This is a genomic window from Streptomyces sp. NPDC040432, assembly GCF_055595445.1.
Map to the genome: position 1 here is coordinate 14,736 of NZ_JBVIVP010000009.1, position 21,860 is coordinate 36,595.

Annotated in this window: 17 protein-coding genes and 1 pseudogene; 5 read left to right on the plus strand and 13 right to left on the minus strand. The window is 70.1% G+C overall.

Annotation, left to right across the window (positions count from 1 at the left end):
- Window positions 1-8 precede the first annotated feature (8 nt).
- From ACZ58N_RS20095 to ACZ58N_RS20105, 3 genes are all read right to left on the minus strand, one after another.
- A complete protein-coding gene (locus ACZ58N_RS20095) occupies window positions 9-452 on the minus strand; it encodes a hypothetical protein (RefSeq protein WP_471161505.1) in 444 nt (147 codons plus the stop codon).
- 264 nt (window positions 453-716) lie between these two features.
- On the minus strand, window positions 717-977 hold the full coding sequence (locus ACZ58N_RS20100; RefSeq protein WP_471161508.1) for a lysostaphin resistance A-like protein: 261 nt from the start codon (window positions 975-977) through the stop codon (window positions 717-719).
- Between the two features lie 152 nt (window positions 978-1,129).
- Window positions 1,130-4,372 carry an AfsR/SARP family transcriptional regulator gene (locus ACZ58N_RS20105; protein ID WP_471161511.1) on the minus strand — a complete coding sequence of 1,081 codons (3,243 nt, stop codon included), beginning with the start codon at window positions 4,370-4,372 and terminating at the stop codon, window positions 1,130-1,132.
- A 134-nt stretch (window positions 4,373-4,506) separates the two neighbouring features.
- On the opposite strand from ACZ58N_RS20105, the gene ACZ58N_RS20110 reads away from it, so the two are divergent.
- Window positions 4,507-5,205 (plus strand): LuxR C-terminal-related transcriptional regulator, encoded by a 699-nt coding sequence (locus tag ACZ58N_RS20110; RefSeq protein ID WP_471161514.1) that lies wholly within the window; start codon window positions 4,507-4,509, stop codon window positions 5,203-5,205.
- On the opposite strand, the gene ACZ58N_RS20115 is transcribed toward ACZ58N_RS20110, so the two are convergent.
- The 7 genes from ACZ58N_RS20115 to ACZ58N_RS20145 form a co-directional block, all read right to left on the minus strand.
- Window positions 5,199-6,968 carry an ABC transporter ATP-binding protein gene (locus ACZ58N_RS20115; protein WP_471161517.1) on the minus strand — a complete coding sequence of 590 codons (1,770 nt, stop codon included), beginning with the start codon at window positions 6,966-6,968 and terminating at the stop codon, window positions 5,199-5,201. The genes ACZ58N_RS20110 and ACZ58N_RS20115 overlap by 7 nt on opposite strands.
- Complete coding sequence (locus ACZ58N_RS20120) at window positions 6,965-10,174, minus strand: lantibiotic dehydratase (RefSeq protein WP_471161520.1); 3,210 nt, start codon at window positions 10,172-10,174, stop codon at window positions 6,965-6,967. Before ACZ58N_RS20120 ends, ACZ58N_RS20115 begins: the two co-directional genes overlap by 4 nt.
- Window positions 10,175-10,199: 25 nt before the next feature.
- Entirely contained in the window at window positions 10,200-11,516 is a 1,317-nt protein-coding gene (locus ACZ58N_RS20125) for a lanthionine synthetase C family protein (protein ID WP_471161523.1), read from the minus strand.
- Window positions 11,513-12,499 carry a sulfotransferase domain-containing protein gene (locus ACZ58N_RS20130; RefSeq protein ID WP_471161525.1) on the minus strand — a complete coding sequence of 329 codons (987 nt, stop codon included), beginning with the start codon at window positions 12,497-12,499 and terminating at the stop codon, window positions 11,513-11,515. Before ACZ58N_RS20130 ends, ACZ58N_RS20125 begins: the two co-directional genes overlap by 4 nt.
- Window positions 12,500-12,555: 56 nt before the next feature.
- On the minus strand, window positions 12,556-12,744 hold the full coding sequence (locus ACZ58N_RS20135) for an FDLD family class I lanthipeptide (protein ID WP_471161527.1): 189 nt from the start codon (window positions 12,742-12,744) through the stop codon (window positions 12,556-12,558).
- A gap of 116 nt (window positions 12,745-12,860) precedes the next feature.
- Window positions 12,861-14,288: a PqqD family peptide modification chaperone gene (locus tag ACZ58N_RS20140; protein ID WP_471161530.1), complete on the minus strand. Its 1,428-nt coding sequence runs from the start codon at window positions 14,286-14,288 to the stop codon at window positions 12,861-12,863.
- Window positions 14,289-14,452: 164 nt separating this feature from the next.
- Window positions 14,453-14,590, minus strand: coding sequence for a hypothetical protein (locus ACZ58N_RS20145; protein WP_471161533.1), 138 nt, complete (start codon window positions 14,588-14,590; stop codon window positions 14,453-14,455).
- Between the two features lie 1,717 nt (window positions 14,591-16,307).
- Here ACZ58N_RS20145 and ACZ58N_RS20150 point away from each other — a divergent pair.
- Together ACZ58N_RS20150 and ACZ58N_RS20155 are read left to right on the plus strand one after the other, a co-directional pair.
- Window positions 16,308-16,622: a hypothetical protein gene (locus ACZ58N_RS20150; protein WP_471161537.1), complete on the plus strand. Its 315-nt coding sequence runs from the start codon at window positions 16,308-16,310 to the stop codon at window positions 16,620-16,622.
- 24 nt (window positions 16,623-16,646) lie between these two features.
- Window positions 16,647-16,958, plus strand: a complete 312-nt coding sequence (locus tag ACZ58N_RS20155; protein ID WP_471161539.1) for a hypothetical protein — start codon at window positions 16,647-16,649, stop codon at window positions 16,956-16,958.
- 276 nt (window positions 16,959-17,234) lie between these two features.
- Here the strand turns inward: ACZ58N_RS20155 and ACZ58N_RS20160 are convergent, their stop codons facing one another.
- The 3 genes and pseudogenes from ACZ58N_RS20160 to ACZ58N_RS20170 all read right to left on the minus strand — a co-directional run bounded on the left by ACZ58N_RS20160 (window position 17,235) and on the right by ACZ58N_RS20170 (window position 19,828).
- Window positions 17,235-17,906 (minus strand): hypothetical protein, encoded by a 672-nt coding sequence (locus ACZ58N_RS20160; protein WP_471161542.1) that lies wholly within the window; start codon window positions 17,904-17,906, stop codon window positions 17,235-17,237.
- A gap of 519 nt (window positions 17,907-18,425) precedes the next feature.
- Window positions 18,426-18,641 (minus strand): annotated as a pseudogene (locus ACZ58N_RS20165) (hypothetical protein); the annotation flags it as partial.
- A gap of 242 nt (window positions 18,642-18,883) precedes the next feature.
- On the minus strand, window positions 18,884-19,828 hold the full coding sequence (locus tag ACZ58N_RS20170; RefSeq protein WP_471161544.1) for a hypothetical protein: 945 nt from the start codon (window positions 19,826-19,828) through the stop codon (window positions 18,884-18,886).
- Between the two features lie 491 nt (window positions 19,829-20,319).
- Between ACZ58N_RS20170 and ACZ58N_RS20175 the strand changes: the two genes are divergently transcribed.
- Together ACZ58N_RS20175 and ACZ58N_RS20180 are read left to right on the plus strand one after the other, a co-directional pair.
- Entirely contained in the window at window positions 20,320-20,814 is a 495-nt protein-coding gene (locus ACZ58N_RS20175; protein WP_471162031.1) for a SigE family RNA polymerase sigma factor, read from the plus strand.
- Window positions 20,815-20,823: 9 nt separating this feature from the next.
- The gene (locus ACZ58N_RS20180) at window positions 20,824-21,672 is read left to right on the plus strand and encodes a hypothetical protein (protein ID WP_471161546.1); all 849 of its coding nucleotides are present in this window, start codon (window positions 20,824-20,826) and stop codon (window positions 21,670-21,672) included.
- Window positions 21,673-21,860 lie beyond the last annotated feature (188 nt).

The following is a 21,860-nucleotide window of genomic DNA, read 5'->3' on the forward strand; positions in this document are numbered from 1 at the left end:
AGCTCGGGTCAGCAATCCTTCGTCCGGTCCGCGACGATCCTCGTGATGAGCCAGGTGTCGCCCTCCAACGTCGCTTGGGACGTTACCGGGTACTTCAGACGCTGCTCAGCCGGCTGAACCGCCTTCCCGGAGTTCCTGTCGACGGGCTTCCAGTTGGTCGAGTCGAAGCAGTCGAAGAGCGTGGCGGTCCTGCTCTTGATGTCGACGGAGGTGACCTTGGGGCTCATCTCCGGCCGGCCGGTGAACTTGATGTTCTCCGACGTATTGACCAGGGCGGATCCCTTCAGGTCGGCTGCTGCGTCTCCCTTGGCGAACTTCGCCAATTCCTCGGTGCGCAGCTTCCCGTCGGCGGCCGTCTTGATCTGAATCTCGCGTGTGTTGGTGTAGGCGGCCAGGACCTCGTCCTTCGCGGCCTGGTCGGGGTCGCTGGGCAACGCCTTGGACGTCGACACGGAAGGAGTGGCCGATGCCGCGCTCGGCGCGTTGCCGGAGCTGCAGCCGGCCAGTGCTCCAGCGGCCACGGCGCACGTGAGCACAGTGCCGGCCATACGCAGGGCGTGGGTTCGGGTCATGGTGGACGGTGCCATCGGTGGATCCCCCTTGAGTGTCGGTTTCGGGCGCGAACGTGTGCGCCAAGAAGGCAGTGGGCGAGGGGGAGTTCCTCCAACGCGATCCGCCTGCCATGGACGGACTCGTCCGGCCAGGACCCGGCGAGCCTACAACCGCGTTCGCACGGCGCGCTGGGCGCGGTCCGCCGCGTGTGGCCTGGCCCGCCCCTTCCCCAGCATGGCGCCCGCCTCCAGGGCGATCGCCAGTGAACTCCACGGAGGCGTGTCCGGGGCGCTCCAGTGGGCGACGCCGAAGAACAAGCCGGGGATCACCAAGGCGACCCGGCTGCCCCACAGCTCCTCCAGCGCCTGCAGTGCCAGGCCGCGGAACATGAGCTCCTCCGTCACCGCGGCTGCGGCCTGCTCCACGACCGTCTTCGGCGTGGGTCAGGGCGTTGGCGAGGACGGTGTTCGGAGAGACGGGTTGGGTGGACACGGTTTCTCCCTCGGGATCGGTGGACCGTGCGCGGGGCAATGCTGTGGGTCAGCGGGCGTCGGCCTGACGAAGCGTCCGGTGGTCGTCAACGACCCATTCGATCCCGCCGCCCTAGGGGCGCAGGAACACCGCTTCGGGGATGAGCCTTCGCGTGCCGGGCGCGGTCCAGGAGTAGGAGGGCGTCGGCTCGGTACAGGCGGTGGCCGGGCTCGGTCAGGAGGGCGGCCGCCTGCTCGGCACGCCGTGCGGCGGGCTCGAAGTCGCCGTCCTCCAAGGAAGTCTCGGCCAGCAGGAGCAGCGCCCTGGCCTCGAAGAGCCCGTACCCTCTGCGACCTGCCGACTCCCGAGCCTCCTCCGCGCAACGTGCCGCGTCCGCCGGGCGCCCCAGCCGCAGGCTGCTGTCGGCCAGACCCAGCAGGGCCCGGAGCTCGGGGGTGCGGGCGTTGCAGCGCCGGGCCAGGGCGCGCGCCGTCTCGAAGTGGCTCAGGGCGACGCCGTGGTTGCCGACGCTTTGCGAGAGCAGGGCCCGCCCGACGTACAGATAGGACTCGGCGCGGGCTTCACCGGTCGCCATCTCGAAGCCTTGGTCGATGTGGTCGAGGGCGCCCGACCGGTCGCCCGACCGGATCATGGTCAGTGCGAGCCAGAAGTAGGTGTAGGGGATGTCGACCTGGTTGCCGAGCTGCTGCTGGATCATGACCGCCCGTTCCAGGGCCGCGCGGGCGCGCTCCGGGTGGCCGCTCTCGTGCAGCACCGCTCCGAGATTGCGCTCGGCGAGCGCCGCCGCCGTCAGGAAGCCCAGCTCGTCGTAGAGGACCAGTGCCCGGGTGAGCTGCTCCTCGGCCTCGGTCAGTCGGCCCATCTCGTGGAGGATCGCCCCTACGTTGCCCGCGGCGATGGCTTCGCCGGCGCGGAAGCCCGTGCTGCGGCCGAGTTCTCCGCACAGCTCGCCGTGGCGCAGGGCCTCGTTCAGATCTCCCACGTACCACGTGGCGAGGCACAGACTGTTGTGCGTGGCGTTCTGCCCCTGGGTCGATCCCGTAGTGCGGTACAGCGCCAGAGCGCGCCGGTCGTGGGACATGGACATGTCGTAGTCGCTCTGGTTCAGGTAGGCGCACGACAGGCTGCGGTGCGCCGCGGCCTGGCCGTTCAGGCTGCCGTCCGCCTCGGCCGCGGCGAGGCCCGCCGAGCCCACGGCGAGCCAATCGACAGCGTAGGACCGCCGCATCATGTACGGACGCAGGGCGTCGGCAAGCGTCCACGCGAACGTGCGCGGTCCTTGTTCCGCGGCGTGCTGCACCAGGGCCACGGCGTTTGACCGTTCCGCGTCCATCCAGTCCAGGGCTGTGGCGGCGTCGGCGAATCCGACGCCTTGGCCGTCGCACTCCACCGGGAGGCGCAGAGCTTCGGGTTGCAGCAGCCGCACCGCGTTGTCGGTGCTCCCCAGATACCACGAGTGCAGCCGCTCCAGGGCAGCCGGCTCCTCCTGCTGTTCCCGCACCCGCTCGGCGGCGTAGGCGCGCAGCAGGTCGTGGAAGGAGAACCGCCCGGGCGCGTGCTGCTCCAGCAGGTGGCTGCGGACCAGCTCGTCCAGCAGCGTCTCGGCGACCCGGAGGTCCAGACCCGCCAGGGCCGCGGCGGCCTTGAGCGGGAGGTCGCCGCCGGGAACCACCCCGAGGAGGCGGAACATCCGGGCAGCGGCGGGCGAGAGCGTGGCGAAGGACATGTCGAGCACGGCGCGGACAGCGGTCCCCTCGTCCCCCGGTAGCTGGAGCATCCCCAGCCGGTCCCCCGTCAGCCGGGCAGCCTGCTCGGCGAGGGAGCGACCGGGGTGGACTGCGAGGTCCGCCGCGGTGATCGCGACGGCGAGCGGCAGGTAGGCGCAGGCGGCGGTGAGGGCCGCGGCGGCCCCGGGCTCCGCACGGACCCGGTGCGTGCCGATGATGTTGAGGAGTACCTCTTCGGCTTCGCCGGGTTCCAGCACCCGCAGGGGCAGCGGCGTCGCGCCCTCCCGTGCGACGAGTCCTGCGAGCGAGTCCCGGCTGGTCACCAGGACCAGGCACTCCGAGCTGCCCGGAAAGAGCGGGCGCACCTGGTCGGCGCTGTGCGCGTTGTCCAGGACGACAAGCATCCGCCTGCCCGCGCACAGGGAGCGGTAGAGGGCCGCGGCCCGGTCGGCCTCGACGGGGATGTGCTGGGCGGCCACGCCGAAGGCCTGGAGGAAGCCGCCGAGCGCGTCGATGGCCCGCAGCGGCCGGCCGGCGTCGTGGCCGCGCAGGTTCACGTACAGCTGTCCGTCCGGAAAGGAGTCGCGCCGGCGGTGTCCCCAGTGGACCGCGAGGGCCGTCTTTCCCGCGCCGCCCTGTCCGGTGATCAGGGCGATCCGTACCACCCCGGTGGAGACGGTGCCGGTGGCGGGCAGCATCGCGTCGAGTCGGCGCAGCGCGTCGGCGCGCCCGGCGAACGCCTGGCTGGAACCCGGTAGTTGGGCCGGCGGAGGCTGGTCCGTGGCTGCCCCGGCCTGGCGACGCTCACCCCGCGGGTCCGCCTCGGTCCGTGGCACACGGACGTCCATGAGAGCGGGATCGCCGGCCAGGATGCGCCGGTGCAGCGCGGCCAGTTCGGGGCCGGGCTCAAGTCCCAGGTCGTGAACCAGCTGGGTGCGGGCCTGCTGGTAGGCGGTAAGGGCATCGCCTTGGCGTCCCGAGCGGTACAGGGCGAGCATCAGCTGGCCGTGGAGCCGCTCGCGCAGCGGGTGGCCCACGATCGCGGACCGGACCTCGCCGATGACATCGGCGTGCCGGCCCAGTCGGAGGTCCGCCTGGACCCGGTTCTCGAAGGCGACCATGCGCAACTCGTTCAGCCGGGGTGCCTCCACCTGCGTCAGCCGATCGGCGCGACTGCCTTCCAGTGCCTCCCCCTGCCACAGCGCCAGCGCCGCACGCAGCCGGGCCGACGCGGTCGCGTCGTCCCCGCGTTCCGACGCCTCCGTAGCGCCTCGGGTCAGCCCTTCGAACTCCCGCAGGTCCAGCACGCCGTGGTCGAGTCGGAGCACGTACCCGCCCGGCTCGGTGGCCAGCACGTCCCGACCGGTGCCGCAGTCGGCCAGGGCGTGCCGCAGCCGCTTCACGTAGTTCTGCAGGGTGGTGCGGGCCGTCGAGGGCGGCGCCCCGCCCCAGATCCCGTCGATCAGCTTTTCGGCGGGCACCGGGCGGTCGGCGTTCAGCAGGAGCAGGGCGAGCAGATCGCGCTCCTTCGGCGCCGTGATCGCCACGGGCTCCCCGGCGCGCTGGACGTCCAGCGGCCCCAGGACCCGATAGTGGAACACCCGCACCCCTCCCCTGCACCCGTTCGGGTGTAGGGAGTTTACGGGAACTCCCCTCTTGAGCCTCACTAGCGATCCGCTAGTGGCGCCTTCGCATGCTGGCCCCACGTTGACCACGCTGCAATGGAGTTGCCTTCATGACCACGTCCGCGTCCGATCAGAACAGGCTTCGCGTCGCCCTGGTGGAGCGCAGTCCGCTACTGCGGGCCGGCATCAGGGCCGCACTCGACGGCGCGGTGGGCATTGACGTCGTCGCGGAGACCGATGAGGCCGGCAACGTGGTCCCCATGGTCCTGGGGGCGGCTGCCGAAGTCGTCCTGATGGACCTGGACCTGCCCGGGTCCACCTCGGTGGAGCTGTGCAGAACCCTGGTCCGCGATGCCAAGGTGCGGGGGGTCCTGGGCATGACGGGCCGTTGCGACGATGCGGGGCTGCTGCGGTCCGCCCTGCTCGCCGGGGTGCGCGGGTACGTGTCCAAGTCGGCCGGGGCGCACGAGATGGTCGGGGCGGTGCACATGGTGGGGAACGGGTTCATGGTCGCCGGGGATGTCGCGGCCCAACTGGTGACCGGCCTGTTGCGGGTGCCCGGCCGGCCGGCGGAGCAGGATCCGGTGCCCATGCTGACCCGGCGGGAACGGGAGATCCTGGACCTGGTGGCCCGCGGATACGACAACCGCCGGATCGCCCGGGCCCTGACCCTGGCCGAGAAGACCGTACGCAACCACGTGTCGGCCGTCTTCACGAAGATCGGTGTCAACTGCCGTGCTCAGGCGGTGGTCTACGGGCGGGAGGCCGGCATGGGGCTGACGGGAGGGCCGGGGCCGGCAGGTCAGTGATAGCCGGCCGCCTGGAGGTCGAACAACGAGGCGTACAGGCCGTCGGCGGCCATGAGTTCCTCGTGCGCTCCCTGTTCGAGGACCCGGCCGCCGTCGAGCACCACGATGTGGTCTGCGGTGCGGACGGCGGAGAAGCGGTGCGCGACCAGCAGCGAGGTGGCCCCGGTGTGGACCCGGCGCAGGACTTCGAACACCTCCGCCTCGGCGGCGGCGTCGATGGCGGCCGTCGGCTCGTCGAGGATCATGACCGGTGCGCGGCGGAGCACCGCCCGGGCCAGGGCCACCTTCTGCCACTGTCCGCCCGAGAGTTGGTGGCCGCCGGCGAACCAGCGGCCGAGTTGGGCGTCCAGCCCGCGCGGGAGGGCGGCGAGGATCTCGCGGGCTCCGGCGGTGTCGGCTGCTTCCCACAGCAGCCGGTCGTCGTCCAGCGCGGACAGCTTGCCGAATCCGATGTTCTCCCGGACCGGCGCCTCGTACTGCTGGTAGTCCTGGAAGATCATCCCGATGTTCTCCCTGAGTTCCTCGATGTCGAAGTCGGCGAGGGGTCGGCCGTCGAGGAGGATGCTGCCGCCGGTGGGCTCGTAGAACCGGGTGAGGAGCTTGAGCAGGGTGGACTTCCCCGCACCGTTTCGGCCGACGAGCGCCACGCAGGATCCCGCCGGCACGGTGAAGGAGACCCCGTCGAGGACCGGCCGCTCGTCCCCCGGGTAGCAGAAGCGGACGTCGCGGAACTCGATGCCGCGGTGCAGCACGGGTGGGACGGGCAGCCGGCCTTCGGCCTCGGCCGGCCGCTCCTCCATGTCGAGGAACTCGAAGAGGTGGCCGAGGAAGAGGCAGTTGTCGTAGAACTGCACGCCGCCCGTGAACAGACTTCGCACCGATGCCTGGATCAGCGTCACGCCCGCGATGTACCCGGCGAGGACGCCCACCTCGCCGGTGGACAGCGCGGATCGGACGGCCAACAGGATTGCCGCCACCATGGTCCCCGCGCTGAGCAGGCCGAACAGCGCGCCGTAGGCAGCCCGGCGGTGCTCGATGCGCCGGTCCGCCTCGTAGAACTCTTCGACCAGCGCCCGCGACCGGCCGAGGAGCATGGGCACCAGGCCGAACAGCCTGGTCTCCTTGTAGGTCCGGTCGTTGGTGAGCAGATGCTCCAGGTAGGTGAGTCGCCTGCGACCGTCTGCCCGGGCATGCTCCACGGCGTGGGTGCGGCGGCTGAAGTACAGGTTCACCAACGCGGCGGGTACCGGTGCGAGGCAGATCGCCAAGGCCACCGGCACGCTCGTGCCGAGCAGCACGGCGCCGACCGCGAGGAAGGACACCGCGGCGGAACCGGTCGCGATCAGCTGGGTGAGGACCTGGAAGGGGCGGTACGCGGACTCGCGGGTGGCGCGCTGGAGGCGGTCGTAGGTGTCCGGGTCCTCGAACTGGCCCAGGGACAGTCGCGCCGACTTCTCCATGAGGGTGAGCCCGACCGCCTCCGGCAACCGGCTGCGCAGCAGGGCCTGCTGGTGGTCCTGGAGGACCGCGAGGAAGTGAGCCACGACGGCCGCGCCCGCCAGGCACCCGCCCGCCGTGAGCGCCGGCGCCGTTTCGGTCCCCTGGCCCACCGCGTCCACCACGGCCTGCACCATCCGGGCGGTGAAGTACACCTGGGCCGCGGGAAGGAGGGCGGAAGCCGCGGAGAGAAGGGACACCGAGAGCACCTGCCGGGGGCTGATCCCCCACAGCAGCCGCAGGGCTCTCCCTGCGAGCCGGATCACCGTCGTCCCTCGCGCGCGCCGGGGCGGCCCTGGACGGCGCGCAGCGCGAGCGCCCTCAGATGGTGGCTGCGGACCTCGCGATCCCTGTCGAGGCCCACGAGACGGATGCTCTGCATGTGGGCGAGGCTGTCGAGGATCCGCTTCTCCGTACCGATCAGACGGCCGGACTCGGCCAGGCTCCGGACGAGTCGCCCCGCGTCGGCGACCGCGTCCGCCTGCAGGGCGATGGCCGTGCCCAGTGCTTGCGCCCATTCCCGTGCGAGCGGGTCGGGGCGTTCGTCCCACGGCGCGATCAGATCGCACAGCGTGTGGCGCATGGTGCGGAACCACTCGCGGGTGGCTGCCGGGATCTCCTTGCCCGCGAGCCCGTGGCCTCCGGCGGGTGCGCTCCCCCATTGCTGGTGGAGCGCTTGGAGCGCGTACGTGTTGACGATGTCGGTGTCCATGCCGGGACGACTGCGGAGCAGGCCCAGCAGCGTGGTCGTCATATCGCTGCCCGCTTCGAAGACCGCTTCGACGGCGTCCATCACTAGCGGACCCCCGTACCGCTCGGTCTCCCGGTTGTAGGAGACGACCGCAAGGTCCGCGGCCGTCCCGACGTCGACCAGCCCCTTCGCCCAGCCGACGAGCCGGAGCAGCGGTGCCGAGGCGTCGGCCCCGGGAGCCCGCCTCACGCGTATCCGCAGGTGCGGGTGGGGGTCGCCGTAGCGGATGAAGAACCACCGGTCGATCAGGCCCTCCTCGCGCAGCCCCCGGATGAGCTCGGGAAGGCTGCCGCTGAGGATGTCCTCGTGCCGGGCGGCCGCCGCGTAGAGCTTCACGTGGGCCCAGTCGCCGCCGGCGACCTGCCGCTTGGCACGGGCGGGGTCGGCCGCTGGTTCGCGGGCCGCCGTGAGGGCGGCCGGTGGCAGGGCGCGGACCGGCTGCTCCACCGCCGTCTTCCTTGCCAGCAGCGGTACGACGATCTCGTTCGCGTACGAGTGTCCGTGCGCGTCGCGGAGCCAGGACGGCTGGGTGGGATCGGCCACGGATTCCTCCAGCACCAGAGCGCCGACGCCACCGGGTCCGTAGGCGGTCCGCAGCGCGCGCTGGACCTCGTCCACGCACAGCGGGTTCTCCAGGTCGAGAAGGATCCGGTGGTCGAACAGGGTCAGGTGGGCCCAGCGGGGCACCTGCCAGGTCTGTCGCCATTCCTGGAACGCGCCGAAGAACATCTCACGGTCCACGGAGGCGTCGGCACGACCCTGGGGGAAACCCGGGACGTCGGAGCCGAACCGCCATCGAGCGGGTTTGAGGACGATCCGTCCCCGGGTCACGCGCGGCAGGAACGGCGCCCGATCCAGGACGCCCCAGGTGAATTCGGCGAGCGGGGCCCAGCCGTCCTGCGAAGCCTCCAGCAGGAAGCGGCACACGTTGGGTGCGCTGACCCAGTTGGCCAGGTGGCTCTGCGTGACGCGCAGTTGCAGGCCGAGTCGGGCCGACCGCAGGTAGAAGCGGTCCTCGGTAGCCCCCACCAGCACGTCGGAAAGGTCGATCTGCTCCACGTCGTCCCCTGTGGGTGAGGCGTTGACACAGATCTCGTAGCGGCGGACCGACGGGTGAATGGCGACGTTTCCACGCCGCCCGTCCAACTGGGCGTAGTTGAGCTCGGCGAAGACGACGCCGGTGCCATCGGCGCCCTGGCAGAGTTCTTCCTCGGCCGTGGCGTACTCCTGCAGCAGCTTCTGGACGTTCTCGCCGAGCAGGTCGAAGAACCGACCCCCGTAGCAACCGCCGTCCCGCATGGAGGCCGGACTGAGGACGAATTTCCAGTCGCCGCCGTCCAGTCGCTCCTGGGACGACGCGACGATCTGCCCCATGATGTCCAGCGAGGGGCGGACGTCCGCGCCCGAGCCGCCCTCGTCCCGCGGCCGCCATGCCTTGAGGAAGGCATCCGTGATCTCCACCTCTCCTTTCCCTTGGTGCAGCGCTGCTGCGGCGAGGGACGCCAGTGCCGCCTCCTGCTCCCGTCGCTCCTTCGTCGGGGAGGGGACCAGGGGCAGTTCGCGCTGCGGAAACAGGTACGTCTCGGGTGCGTCGAGGCCGGTCTCGGGATCCAGCAGTTCCAGGACGGGGACCTCCGCCCCCACCCCGTAGCGCTCGCTGAACTCCGCGTGGTACGAGGTGAGATGGTGGAATCGAGGCCGCTGCTGCCCCAGTCGTAGCAGCACCTCGGCGGCGTCGGCCGCATCGGCGGCCACGTCGGCGGAGAGGGTGCTGCCGCTCAGGTCGAGCCGTGCGTCCGCGTGCAACGGGCTCTCCGCGTAGCCGGGCACCACCACCCGCTGGTGCGCGTGCAACTCCGCCAGCAGGCGGCTGCTTTCCTCAGCCGGGGCGTTGTCCGCCGCTGCCGCGAGCTGCCGGGTCCGGCGCAGGACTCGGCGGTAGCGGCCGGCGGCGGCAAGGCCTTCGATGTGGTCGAGGACCGCCTGTTCGGGACAGGGATGGGTCAGGGCGGGCCGGAGGTCACTTGTCAACATGCCCAGGTCCCACAGCTGGTTCACCAGCGCCTCGATCTTCTCCGGCGGCGCCGCCGGGAACTCCCCGGCCAGCGCGCCGGTCAGCTCGTTCCAGCGCGGCCGGGCGGCGGCCCTGGCCAGGACGACGTCGACGGCCCGGGTGGCGCGAATGCTGCTCGACTGCAGGTCCTCCGGAACCGATCCCCGGGCCACGGCCAGCGTGATGCGTCCGCCGGAGCGCTGGAGCAGCGGATTGACCCCGACCGTCAGCTCGCCCCGCAGCCCCGGGTCGTTCTCCATTTCGCCGACCAGCTCCATGAGCCAACCCATGTCCGCGCGGGTCCTGGTCGCCGCCGGTTGCTCACCGGCTCGGGCCAGCGTGCTGACTTCGCCGAACTCCCCTGCCTCCACCTGGGCGAACAGACCGTACGGCGTGGACCGGGAGCTCATTCTGGACAGGTAGCGCAGCAGCGAGGAATGCACCCGCTCGGCGACCCGGCCGTCAGCTCCCCGGGCATGCTTCTCCAGCACCTCCGCAAGGCTGTGACTGGCCACGCGCACGGCCTGCCGCACCAAGGGCTGCTCCCCCAGCGCCCAGAGATGGTCGCGGGCACCCCTGCCCCGACCGTCGAGTGCCTCGACGTACCGGGAGACGGGCAGCGCCGGCGAGCGGACCAGGAAAAATCCGGCAGGGGTGTACAGGCTCATGGAGTCACTCTCTTCCGCAGGTGGGTCAGGCGATGAGCAGGGCGCGTTGCCACCGCCGTGTGGGTACGCGCCCGGAGACGGTCCACAGCACCGCGGCGACACCGGCCGCTCCGCACAAGAAGTCCGGGTCGTCGATCTGCCGTCCAGGCGTCTCGAAGTTCTGCACACCGAAGGTCAGGTCCTCGGAGCAGTGCGCGAGCAGCCGCTCCGTCAGCACGGTGAGGGAAGCCGGGGCCTGGACGCTGTCCGTCGTACGGGCGAAGACCTCGCAGATCGCCAGCAGGCCTGCCAGACCGTGGCAGATCGTGGGCGCGAAGTTGTGGATGTGCTCTTCGGACCGTCGCAGTGCCGCGTCGAACGCGGCGACGGCGTAGCTCCGCAGCCCGTTGTCCTCCAGGGCCTCGGCCGCAATGAGCAGGGCAGCGGTGATGCCGGGAGCGCCGTAGCACCAGGCCGTCCTGGCGAGGTGCCGGGCCTGGGTGCGGCAACCTTCGGGATCCAGCGGTACGCCGCTCGGCCAGTTGACCCCGAAGCTGTCCTCGATGGCGGCCGACGACAGCAGGGCGATCCCGTTGCCGATCGCCTCACGCAGGCCGGGGCGGCGGTAGCCGGCTCCCCAGGCCAGGGACAGCGCGGCGAGCGGACCGGGGATGCCGTGGGCGAGGCCCAGGTTGATGTACCCGTACGGATACCTTTCCAGATCCCTGGCCAGCGGGTACTCCTCGGGCGGGATGACCCAGCGGGGCTCCCTCGCCGTCGGGGCGGCGGGGGTGCAGAGCCGGACCAGGTCGTCGACGAGCCCGTGGACGGCGTCCCGCAGTGCGTCATCCGGTTCGGGCACGGACACCAGGTGTCCGAGGGTGCCTGCCGCTCCTTCCAACACGTCGTACGCGCCGATGCTCACGTGGCCGCCCGCAAAGGAGTCCTTCCGAGCGTGCAGCTGGTCGGCGAGGCGGGTGTGCAGACTGCCGAGTGGGCGCTCGTAACGGCGGTCGCCGGCGGCGAACTCCGTCAGCGCGACGGCCAGGCCGGCCGAGCCGTCGACGATGCCTTGCCCGTCCAGCGGCCTGTCGTGCGTGCTCTGCACCGCTCGCGTCAGCGCCTCGTGTGCGGCCCGGCGCCACTGGTGACCGGATTCCGGATCCGCTTGCGAAGCCAAGCGCAGCAGGAGGGCGAGCCCCGCGTCACCCGCGAGCAGCGAGCTTGCCCGTCGCGGGCCCGAACCGTCGGGGTCATTGTTCGAAGCGGCCACGCCGGCGGCGACGTACCGGGGATCGGCGAGGCGTGAGGTGATCAGGCGGGCGGTGCGGCGCGCCTGCTCCGCGAGGGGGCCGGCGATCATTGTCCACCGTCCCGGGCGTAACCGAAACTGTCGAGGAGGTGGCCGAACCGGGTCTCGAACCGCTCCACGTGAGCCTGGGAGAAGGTCTCCCGCCAGCGACCGATGCGGCCTTTGTTGAGGGTGAAGGACTGCGGGTTGAAAAGGAGGTCGGCCAGGGACGCGGGGTCCACGTCGTGGTCCAACCAGTCCGCCACGCGCTGTATCGCGGTCAGCTGCGCCTCGCGGGTTCCGCCGCCCTGCGGGCCGACGAGGTCCTCGAAGGAAACGCGGCAGACGTTCGGGTGGTGCAAGAAGCTGATGGCGGCCTCGAAGTCGGACAGCAGGGGCATCCGGGGGTCGGACAGCGCGTAGTCCAGCTTCTTTCCGTAGTCCTCGATCGACTCCATGACCGGACCGAAGATGGCCGACTCCGGGTACCTCAAGAACCTGAGCCCGTTGCTCCGGGAGAAGAAGTCCACGAGCGAGACGAGGACGTCCCTCGGGTCCCGGTAGTTCAGGATCACCTTGGGCGAGCCGGTGCCCACCCACTCGGCCAGGAACGAATTGTCCATCCGCCAGATGTCCACCGAGTGGAAGATCCAGCTGACACCGGCCGGTGTGGAGGAGAACGGGGCGGTCCAGATGGCGGGGCTCATCTTCGGGCCGAAACGCGCCTCGGGTGCGATCGCCTCGACGTGGGCCAGCGGCGCCACGGCAAGGCGCGTCTGCCAGGCCCAGGCCAGCTGGAGCCAGGCCTTGTCCGTGGTGCGAATGAAGGCGTCCCGGTCCCGCTCGTGGTCGAGTTTCTCGAATTCGGCAGGGTCGAGGAACCTCTCCGCCATCTCAAGCCGCTCGCGGATGCTGAACGCCGGGCGGCCCGCGGCCGGTGGCACCGGTTCGCCGTAGACACCGTAGCCGAGGTGCACGAGCAACTCCTGCACCAGATGTGTTCCAGATTTCCGCGGAGATATGACGAAGACCCGCTCGCTTGACAATTCAGGCATCCCTTTCACACGAGTACGGCGGCCCGCCCGGAGCGGGCAGGCCGCCCTGGAGATTCTCAGCAGACGGTGCAGCTCTTGCTGGCGAGGCTGCTGCAGCAGAATTCGCACGTCCCCTTGCAGGAGTGCCAGTTGCTGAACCCGCCCTCGATCGATGCGCCGTCCGAGCTCACCGCGATGCGCACGTCGAGGTCGAACTCATCGAGGTCGAAACCCTGAACGGTCGGCTCTACCAGAGAAACTGACATACTCTCTCCCAGAATTAGTGTGTTACCGGATTGATCGAGACGATCTTCTCCGAAAACCTGTCCCGGATTCCTGATGCAAATGTCCCGAACATGTCCCCGAATTGTCCCGGCCTTCCTCAGACCGCGAGCCCGGCCGCAGCCAGTTCGGAAAGGCAGGCGTCGACCTGCGTGCGCGCGGACTCGGAATCCAGCCCTGCCCTGCGCCCGTATTCATCCCGTACGGATCCCACGTCCCGGCCGTCGCACAGCGAATAGATCAGCCATGAGCGCGCATTGAGCCAGTGCATCGCGGCGGTGTTCGTGTTCACCACGAGCAGTTCCCCCCGCTCGGGCAGCGGCCGGGCCATCGCGCGGGCGGTGCGGCGCACCACCACCTCCTCGGCCACCGAAGGCGGTCGTACCGGGATCACGGCAGGCACCCCCTCGGGCGGTGTGATGCCGGAGTCCTCGTGTACCAGGTGCAGGGCGTCGAGGAGCCAGTGCAGGAACCTCCTGCCGTCTGCCGTCAGGCGGTCCTCGGGCAGGGCCAGCACGTACCCGGCCAGGTAGCGGGCGCGTTCCAGACTCGTCCCGTGGGTGCCGTTGCGCGCCGCCTCCGTGTCCGGGCTCACCTCGTCGACGACCTCGCCGGCCGGAGGGTCGCCGAACTCGGCCCGAAGCCTGTCGTCCGCGTGCCGGGCGGCTTCCTGGAACACCAGCATGTGGACGTAGAAGTGGAGCGCCACGAGTACCCGTACGAGCCGCCACGGCGTCTGCCGCCACGGGATCGGCACGGACAGATCCGCGTCCCGCAGGAGCGCGCCCGAGCGCAACGCATCGAAGAGCTTGAGGTGGACGCCCTCGTGCAGGAGCGTCTCCGCGGCCGTCCACGGGTCCGTCAACCGCTCCGGGGCCATCAGAATGGCCGACGGGAGGGGGTCGCCGCCCGAAAGTGACTGGAGCGGGCCGTCGGCCGACTCCCCCCGGGTGAAACCCACGACGGAGACGTGCCGCAGCACGCTCGGCCCGACCTGCGGGAGCAGCCGTGTGAGGAGGTCGGCTCCTCGCGACAGCCGCTCGCACATATCGGGGGTCGGGATGACCGGGTCCGCCGCCGGCCCGCCCTCGATGCTGCCGTCGTACAGCCGGCGAAGGCGGGCCGACAGCTCGCCCGGCACCCGGTCGGCCGGGCTCATCTCGGTCCACAGCCAGGCGGGTCCGTGTTCCGGCCACGGCCTCACGTGCGGGGTGGCCATCCGCTCGCACGGCCCCAGGCCGTCCGAGTGGAGAGGCAGGCGGGCCGCCAGGTCGGCGAGTCCCAGGGCGTCGGGACGGCCGTTCTCCAACTTGACCATGTCGTCCTCGAACGCGTTGCGCAGGACCGGGTCGCCGAGCAGGGGAAGCAGTTCCTCCCGGCTCAGCAGCGAAAGCCGCTGCAACACCTCCGGATGGCGGGTCTCCTGTTGCGCCATCAGCCGGAGGCCGAGGACGAAGCGGGCCACGTTGCGCTCCGCGATGGCCCGGGAATCACCGAACCGGCTGTCGGCGACCAACAGGGCGTCCACGCGGCCAACTTTTTCTCGGGATGAATGACGTGGGGTCTCAAGCGACATCGAAGCACCGTCCAGGGAAATCGGAGAAGAGGATACGGAGAGGAGCAAGGCCCGAGGTAAACGGAAAACACGGACCGGGGGCGCCCGAAACTGGCACCCCCGGTCCGTGTCCAACCTCAGGCGGCGGCGGGCGTCGCCCAGTACGCGGGAACCCAGGCACGCTCCTCCGCCGCGTCCCGCCCAATCTGCGGGACGCTCTCGACCGCCAGCCAGTTCTGCGCAATGGCCGGGAATTCGATTTCCAACTGCGGCATCAGAATCTCCTTTCGTCAGCTCCCCCCTGGAGCGACGTCGTAAGGATCTCCGAATACGGTCCCGACCTTCATGGGGCAGCTGTCCCGTCGTTGTCCCGTGGCAGTCCCGTGGCAGTCCCGGGCAGCCAATTCACTCCCCGAGACCGGTCGCAGATTGGTCAGGACATGGACGAATCCGGTGCCGCGCCGGTGGATCCCCGGCACGGTCAACCGGCCCGGCGACGCCCGATCTCGCCGGCTGCCGGCTCCGCCGGCTCGCCGCGTCATCGTCGGTGGTCCGGCCCGGCCCCGGCATCTGATCCCGGGCTGCGGCGACTTCCGCCGGGAGCATCAGAGGCCATTCGAGGCTGAGCCTGATCGTGCCTTCGGCGCCGACCATCGGACAGCACATGGCCAACCTCCGGCGCACCGCCACCAAGGAACCCGGCTCCGGTGCTGGACCGGCACCTGCCCGTCTGTGTGCTGCGAGCCGGGTGCCGGCGGGTGATGCGCCTCACATCCACGACTTCTTGGGTCTGAGTCCCCGCGGGTCTTTCGAACCCGTTCCGAAGGGCTGGAAGCAGGAAGGACAGCAACAGCCCGCCAACCCACCCTGGAAGATCCAGTGACGCGGCGGTATGTCCGGGTGGCTGTACCCGAGGGCCTCCCCGGCGGGCAGTCCGCAGAGCGCGGCGAGCTCCCCCACCCGTCCGACGGGTGTGGCGAGGACGTCGGCAGACTCCTGCCGTACGCGGGCCGCGACTGCGGGGACGCGGAGGCTGTAGGGGGTGGAGGCCGGCAGTCGAAGCCGACAGGGACGCTGCCCCAGTGTTCCCAGTCCATGATCGTGAGCCGGCTGCCTGTGAGGTTGACCCAGTGCAGGTCGCTGTGCCCAGTCACCCGTTCGATGCGGTCCGGGGCGTCGATGCCGAGGAAGAGCGGGAACGTACGGCGCATCCTCAGCGTCCGCACTGCCTCTCGTTCCGTCCGCACCCCGGCCAGCACGTCCAAGGCCTGGTTCAGTTCAGCCCACCACCCGTCAGGCAGGCCCGGGTTGGCGAGGAGTTCGGGAGTGTCCGGGGAGATCACCTGGGCTTGCTTCGCTTTGACGGACATCGGAGATCAGGGGCTTGGGCCCGTCAGGCCAGGCTGTTACCCACCGGCGGCGCCGGGTTCTCCTGCTACGACGAACAGGGCCGTCATCGCGGCCAGCGCGCTCGACAACGACCGCATGGTGCCCTCGCCGAAGCCTGGAACTCCGGCGCCTCCGCCTGGACCCCAGCACGACACGAGGCCTACGCCAACGGTCATGGACAGGCAACCAACCTGGTCTCGGTCACCACCCGCTCCAATCGACAGATAACCGATAGAGACCCCGCCGAATGGTTGCCCCGGACGAAAACGCGCTCTGCCGCTACGCCTCCGAAGGGACCGCCACCAAGCTCCGCTGGAACCTGACCATCGACCAGAGAGCGAGCAGGACACGCTCCTACACATCGCCGCCGGCTGCGGAAACGGCACCCTCGTCCACACCCTGCACCGTAACCGCGCACACTTCGGCCCCCGTTGCGGCGTGTGGGAGAGGAAGGTGCTGCGCCGAGCGTGCCTGCTGGGCGCGCCGGGGAAAGGCCGGCGGAACAGGCCATTCCATGGCGCATTGAAGGCATCTCGCGAGGAACACTCCACTCCCGCTCTAGCTTGATCGCGTTCCGACAAGCCAACTCGGGAGGAATTCACCATGCGTAAGAACATCGCCGGCCTGGCCGCGGCGGCCGCGGCCATCGCACTCACGGGCGTCACGGTGCCCACCGCGACCGCAGGCGAGATCGGGCCCTGTGGCACCCAGTCGACCGGATTCCTCGTCGTGGAGAACAGCCGGCAGCAGTTCAACGTGAAGTATCGGATCCTGAACTGTTCCAAGGGAGCGGTCAAGGCCAAGCCGGGGAAGCTCACCTCGTGGCAGGGCGGACAGTGCCAGACCGTTCCGGGCTGGGGCAGCGCCACCTGGTACCTCGACAAAGCCGCATTCCCCGTCGGCGTCGAGTACTGCTGATCCCCTCGTACATCGGTGCGGGCCGTGCGCTTGGGCCCGGTCCGCACCTCGAAGGGCTTCGACAGCCCGGCCCGCCCGCGCTCGCACACAAAAGCGGGGGCGGCGCGCCGCGGCAAGGGGCTTACACGGGCCACCGCTGCCGAGAACGGCCGGCGTCCTGACCTGAGCGAATCAACCGGTGGTCCGCTCTGCTTCACCCGCCAAAAGGGCCCTCTCACCGTCCATCTCTCGCTCAGCTTTCCCGATGCGTACAACATTCCGGGCGAGACTCAGGCAAAGTCGAGCGAGTACACGATCGAGCTGACAGCCAGCCACGACGGCGCCGCCTGGTGCTGACCGGAACCGAACCGGAGACCCCACGCCTTCCAGCAGCTGTTGCTCCCTGCTCGACGTCGCCCATTGAGTCCGCTTCCCGCGCCATGGGATGCTCCGAACAACAGACCCGCCCAACACCGAGTCCGGCCGCCGACCACCCGGCCGAGTGCCCAGCAAGGCCGAGGCCTGGCAGCCGACGTCGCCACGGCGGTGGCCGGCGCCCGGGCACCCGCCGGGAGTCACCGTCCGCCCCGGCCGCCGTTCGTCCTGGTGTGTGGGGACATACTCCGATGTCCGTCAGAGGTACGGGGCGGCAACTCCCCACAGGCCCAGGGCAAGGATCGCGAGCGACGCTCCCCCGCCGAGGACGTTCTTCACCACGGTCGTGTAGAGAGGTTCCGCAGCGGCGCTGAGCCCGCTGTTCTCAGGGTCGTAGACAACGTGGATCTCTTGCGTGGCACGGCCGGATCCATAGGTGGTGTTGTGCTCGTTCCCGCTGCTGTCGGTGTACGTGTACCAACTCGCCCGCTTGCCGTTCGGGTGGTAGTGCCGGGCGGCGACGACGGTGATGCCGCGCCGACGCAGGACCAACCGGTTCCGGACGCTGATCCATACGAGGAGGGTGAGAAGTCCTCCCAGAAGAACCGCCGGCACAGCGAAGAAGGCGGCCATTCCCATCCCGTCGCCGTGGGTGGAACCGGTCCACCAGACGTAGCCGACGAACGCCGCGAGGAGGACCACGCCACCGGTCCACACCTGCCACACCTTGACGATCCTCCCGCCCTCCTCGGTCGTCACAAGTGCGCTCCCGGCCGGATCCCGCCGATCGGGCAGGGCGGTGGTCAGAGCGGCGAGAAAAGCCGACGTGGCGTATGCGTTGCCGCCCTGCAGTCGGCGGCTCACCCCGTCGGTGAAAACGATCTGCAGGGCCTTGTCGCCGTCCGGGCGGACCTCCTGGACGGCAACCAACGGAATGTGTGTGATGGTCCGGCCCTCCGTCGTGGTCAGCCGATCGGGCCGCAAAACCGTGTACTGGTCACCTTTACTGAGGACTTGGGGAGAGAGCATGCATTGAATGACCCGCGGGCCAGCCCGACGGTTGCAAGGAGCGATGATCACGAACTCGTATCGGCCTGCGGAATCTCCTACCGACCTGTCCCGCGCGAACGTCATCGCCTACCGCGAAGGAACCGGCAGCAAGCAGGACCGAACACCAACCCGAGAACCAGAACAACCCGACCCACACCCACGGCATCCCACACGCAGAAACCAACAACCAATCAACTACCCACAAGAACCCAAGAAGGAGAGAGTCCGGAGACTCACCACCCGCAGAACGGCACCTGACCAGCCACAACCCGAAACATCACCGAAGCACCTCCCACTCATGCTTCCCCCTCCAGGTACTTCCCCCCTCCGTCGAAGAAGAGGTCCGGGGGCAAGCCATGTCGATACGCCACCGAAACGGACCGCCGCCGCCACGTTGTCCGGGGCGTGGTCAGCGCGACCGCGCGGACCGTACAGGCCGAGACCGGCGATCAGGAGCGGGCCCCCAGCTCGATCCGCAGCCGTCCAACCGGTCACGTCGAGCAGCAGGCCATCGAGCGGGCCTCCGCCCAGTTCGACGTAATCGTGCCCGGCCGTCGGGCCTGCCGGCTCCCCCGGCTCCGACCCGTACACCCGCGGCTCCCTCCCACGTTCCATCCCGCCACGCTCCCACCACAGGCCGTTCCAGTGGGGCCCCTTGCGAACAACGGCGCCAGGGCTGGTTCCCGCACGACTTCTGGCGGACGAGGGCCAGGCCCTCTGCCGGGCGGGCCGCCCCGGCCCGCAAGTCGGCTCCGCCGGGGGCGCCACAGGCGCCCCCTCCCGGAGGGACAGGCCCGTGACCTCGCGGGGTGCGGCGAGGTCACACGGGGCACCGGGTGCGGACCCGGCGGCGGCTGTCATCGTCTTTCGACGCCCGCCGGACGCGCCGTGCACGCGGCCTGCGGGTACCCGCTCCGCGGTGTGGGGACGGCGCGCCCGCGGCACAGGGCGCGGAGGCGTTCGGCGATCGACGACGTATCGGAGTCACGGTCGGCGGCGACGTCCATGACCAGGTCGTGCGCCGCGTCCTGGTCCACGTCGGCGAGGTCCGTCCCGTTCGCGGCGAGGAAGGTCGCGACGGCGAGCCACGCCATGCTCTTGTTGCCCGCTCGCAGGGGCCTGTTCGCCAGGAGCGCGTCCATCAGCGCGGCCGCCTGCTCGTACGGAGTTCGGTAGTGGTCCCGGTACCGCTGCCGGTGCACCGCCGAGACCAGCAGCTGACGCCCGCGCAGCGGGACCCGCCCGTCCGGGACGGGGCGGGCGGACGACGCGAGGTCGAAGACCTCGGTGACGGTGAGATGACGGACGGCCCGACGGTCGAGATCGGCGGGGGCCGCATCGGCAGGGGCGGGGGCGGGGGCGCCTGGCGGGACGACAGCCGAGCCGTCGACGGGAGCGGCAGCGGGTACGGCGGCGGCTGGGCTCTGGTGGCGCGGGTCCTGGTCGGCGCCCTCGGGGTGCCCGCCGGGCCCGGGTTGCGGTGCCGTTACGGGGTCCGCGCCCGTTGCCGCGTCCTCGCCCAGCCGGCGCAGGAGCGACGCGTGCTGTTCCGCGAGCCCGGCGGACAGGGCGCGGACACGGGCGCGTTCCCGGTGGAGCAGCATCCGTACGGCGACCAGGACGAGTTCCTCGGGACTGCGGCCCGTGGCATCGCCGAGGTCGGAAAGACTGGCGCCCTCGGCATGCGGGAGAGCGACGGTGAGGTTGGGCAGCGGGTTCCCGTCGAACACGCGAAGCGGCGCGGGAACGACGCTCGGGCCCCGGGTGGGATCCACCACGGAGGCCGGATGCGGTGTCGTCATCGGAGCAAGCCAAGCGACGGGTCCGCTCGCAATCCCATTCATTTGCGGCATGCGTCACAAAGCCCGGGCGGATCGCGCCCCACGCCCTCACGAGCGCCGCGGCCACCATCGGCAGGAAGACCACGACGCACGCGGTCGGGCGCAAGGCGCTGCCCTCCGCGCCGGGTCTGTGAACAGGCACATCCAGGCAGCCGGCCATCCTCGCGATAGGCGCACGGCAGCAGCGGCTTGGTCACCTCGCGACGGCCATGATCGTCATCGCCGTGCCGCATCCGCCCGCACAGCCCTCCCATCCTTGCTGACGCCCGTCCAGTGCCACCACCGCACCCGTCCACACCTCGGTTGAAGTTCCCCGTGAAGAATTCGGGTTCAACCTTTTCCTGGCGGCAGCACTCAGGACAGGGGACAGACACGAATGAAGGGGAGGGCCGATGCCGCCAGGCACCGAACACGACTCCGGGCACGACGTCAGACATGGCTTCAGGCCCGGTATGGGCGAAGGCCTCGACTTCGAAGTCTTCGCCCGAGCCAGTCAGCGCAAGCTGTACCGGACCGCGTACCTGTTGTGCGGGAACGCCGATGGCGCACGCGATCTGACCCAGACAACCCTCGCGAAGCTCTTCCAGCACTGGCGGAAGGCATCCGCCGCCGAGAGCCCCGACGCGTACGCCAGGACCGTACTGACCCGGACGTTCCTCGCCGAACGGCGACGTCGCCTGCGGGACCTACTGGCCCACCGGCATGCCGACAGGCAGCCGCTGCCCGAACACGCCGAGCTGCGCGTCACCTTGCTCGCCGCTCTTGCCGAGCTGCCGCCTCGCGCCCGGGCCATGGTCGTCCTGCGCTACTGGGAGGACCTCAGCGTCGGCACGGTCGCCGAACTGCTGCGCTGCAGCGAGGGAACAGTCAAGAGCCAATGCTCACGTGCCCTGGCGAGGCTGCGCACGCAGCTCGGTGAGGCCCACGTCTACGCCACCGAGAACTGAGGAGACGTCATGGATAGCAACGAAGACCTCCACGAAGTCACCGACGACAGGACCGTCACCCTGGTTCGGGAAGCGATGGCCCTTACGACCACCGACCTGCCCTCGCTCCCCGACCTCGTGGGCGCGGCCCGAACCCAGGGCCGGCGACGCCGGGCGCGCGCCCGGATCGCGATCGGCGGGGCGGTGCTGACCGTTGCCGCGCTCGGCGTCGCCGGGGTCGTGGCACTGCCGGCCGACGTGAACGGCCCGCAGGTATCCGGGCAGGTAAACGGGACCGCGTCGCCGCCGTCGAGTGGTGTGCCGCTGCCGCCGGTACACATCGAACCGTCCCCGGGCGGTGACTCGATGGCAGATCTGCCGTCGGCCGAGCGGGCCAAGCAGGAGAACTTCCAGAACCAGGCCGTGCCCGTGCTCCAGAGCCTGCTGCCGGGGACGGTCGGAACGGTCCGGCGGACGGACCTCAGCGTGAACATGTACCAGGGCACGAAGGACGGCAAGACCTTCACCATCATCTTCTCGGTGCGTCCGTCGGGGCCGGACACCTCCGCCAAGGGCCCGGACTGCGTGACGGCGATGGGCCAGGTCTGCAAGACAACCACCCTGCCAGGTGGCATCGAAGCCATGTCCGCGACCTTGCCGAACAACAACGGTGGCGTCAGCGAGACCCGGCTCCATTTCCGCTACGGCACGAGCACCGTGTCGCTGGTCATCAGCCCACACGACAATTCAAACACCTCCCCACCGATCACCAACGATCAGCTCCTGGACGTCGCAAAGTCCTCCGCCTTCCTCGACCTCGTCAAGACCGCCGACGCCAACCCGGTACAAAAGGAACAGAAAACCGTCCCCCTCGGCTGACGGAGCGGAACCTCTACCGGACGGGGTCAGCCACCCGGTCATCAATACCGAGCGGCTGGACCGGAAGCGGATGCGGGGGCCACGAGCCCTACCGGCAGAGTGAGGGGCGCTCTTGAGGTGCCGTACGAGCACGTCGAGGGCGCTTACCCGCTCGGCTGGTGGCTCTCCGATCAACACCGTGTGTACCG

What these genes read in the sequence shown, in the direction of transcription:
- ACZ58N_RS20110 (WP_471161514.1), top strand. Translation starts at nt 4,507, where the DNA reads ATGACCACGTCCGCGTCCGATCAGAACAGGCTTCGCGTCGCCCTGGTG.
- ACZ58N_RS20120 (WP_471161520.1), bottom strand. Translation starts at nt 10,174, where the DNA reads ATGAGCCTGTACACCCCTGCCGGATTTTTCCTGGTCCGCTCGCCGGCG.
- ACZ58N_RS20125 (WP_471161523.1), bottom strand. Translation starts at nt 11,516, where the DNA reads ATGATCGCCGGCCCCCTCGCGGAGCAGGCGCGCCGCACCGCCCGCCTG.
- ACZ58N_RS20130 (WP_471161525.1), bottom strand. Translation starts at nt 12,499, where the DNA reads ATGCCTGAATTGTCAAGCGAGCGGGTCTTCGTCATATCTCCGCGGAAA.
- ACZ58N_RS20135 (WP_471161527.1), bottom strand. Translation starts at nt 12,744, where the DNA reads ATGTCAGTTTCTCTGGTAGAGCCGACCGTTCAGGGTTTCGACCTCGAT.
- ACZ58N_RS20145 (WP_471161533.1), bottom strand. Translation starts at nt 14,590, where the DNA reads ATGCCGCAGTTGGAAATCGAATTCCCGGCCATTGCGCAGAACTGGCTG.
- ACZ58N_RS20150 (WP_471161537.1), top strand. Translation starts at nt 16,308, where the DNA reads ATGCGTAAGAACATCGCCGGCCTGGCCGCGGCGGCCGCGGCCATCGCA.
- ACZ58N_RS20170 (WP_471161544.1), bottom strand. Translation starts at nt 19,828, where the DNA reads ATGACGACACCGCATCCGGCCTCCGTGGTGGATCCCACCCGGGGCCCG.
- ACZ58N_RS20175 (WP_471162031.1), top strand. Translation starts at nt 20,320, where the DNA reads ATGGGCGAAGGCCTCGACTTCGAAGTCTTCGCCCGAGCCAGTCAGCGC.
- ACZ58N_RS20180 (WP_471161546.1), top strand. Translation starts at nt 20,824, where the DNA reads ATGGATAGCAACGAAGACCTCCACGAAGTCACCGACGACAGGACCGTC.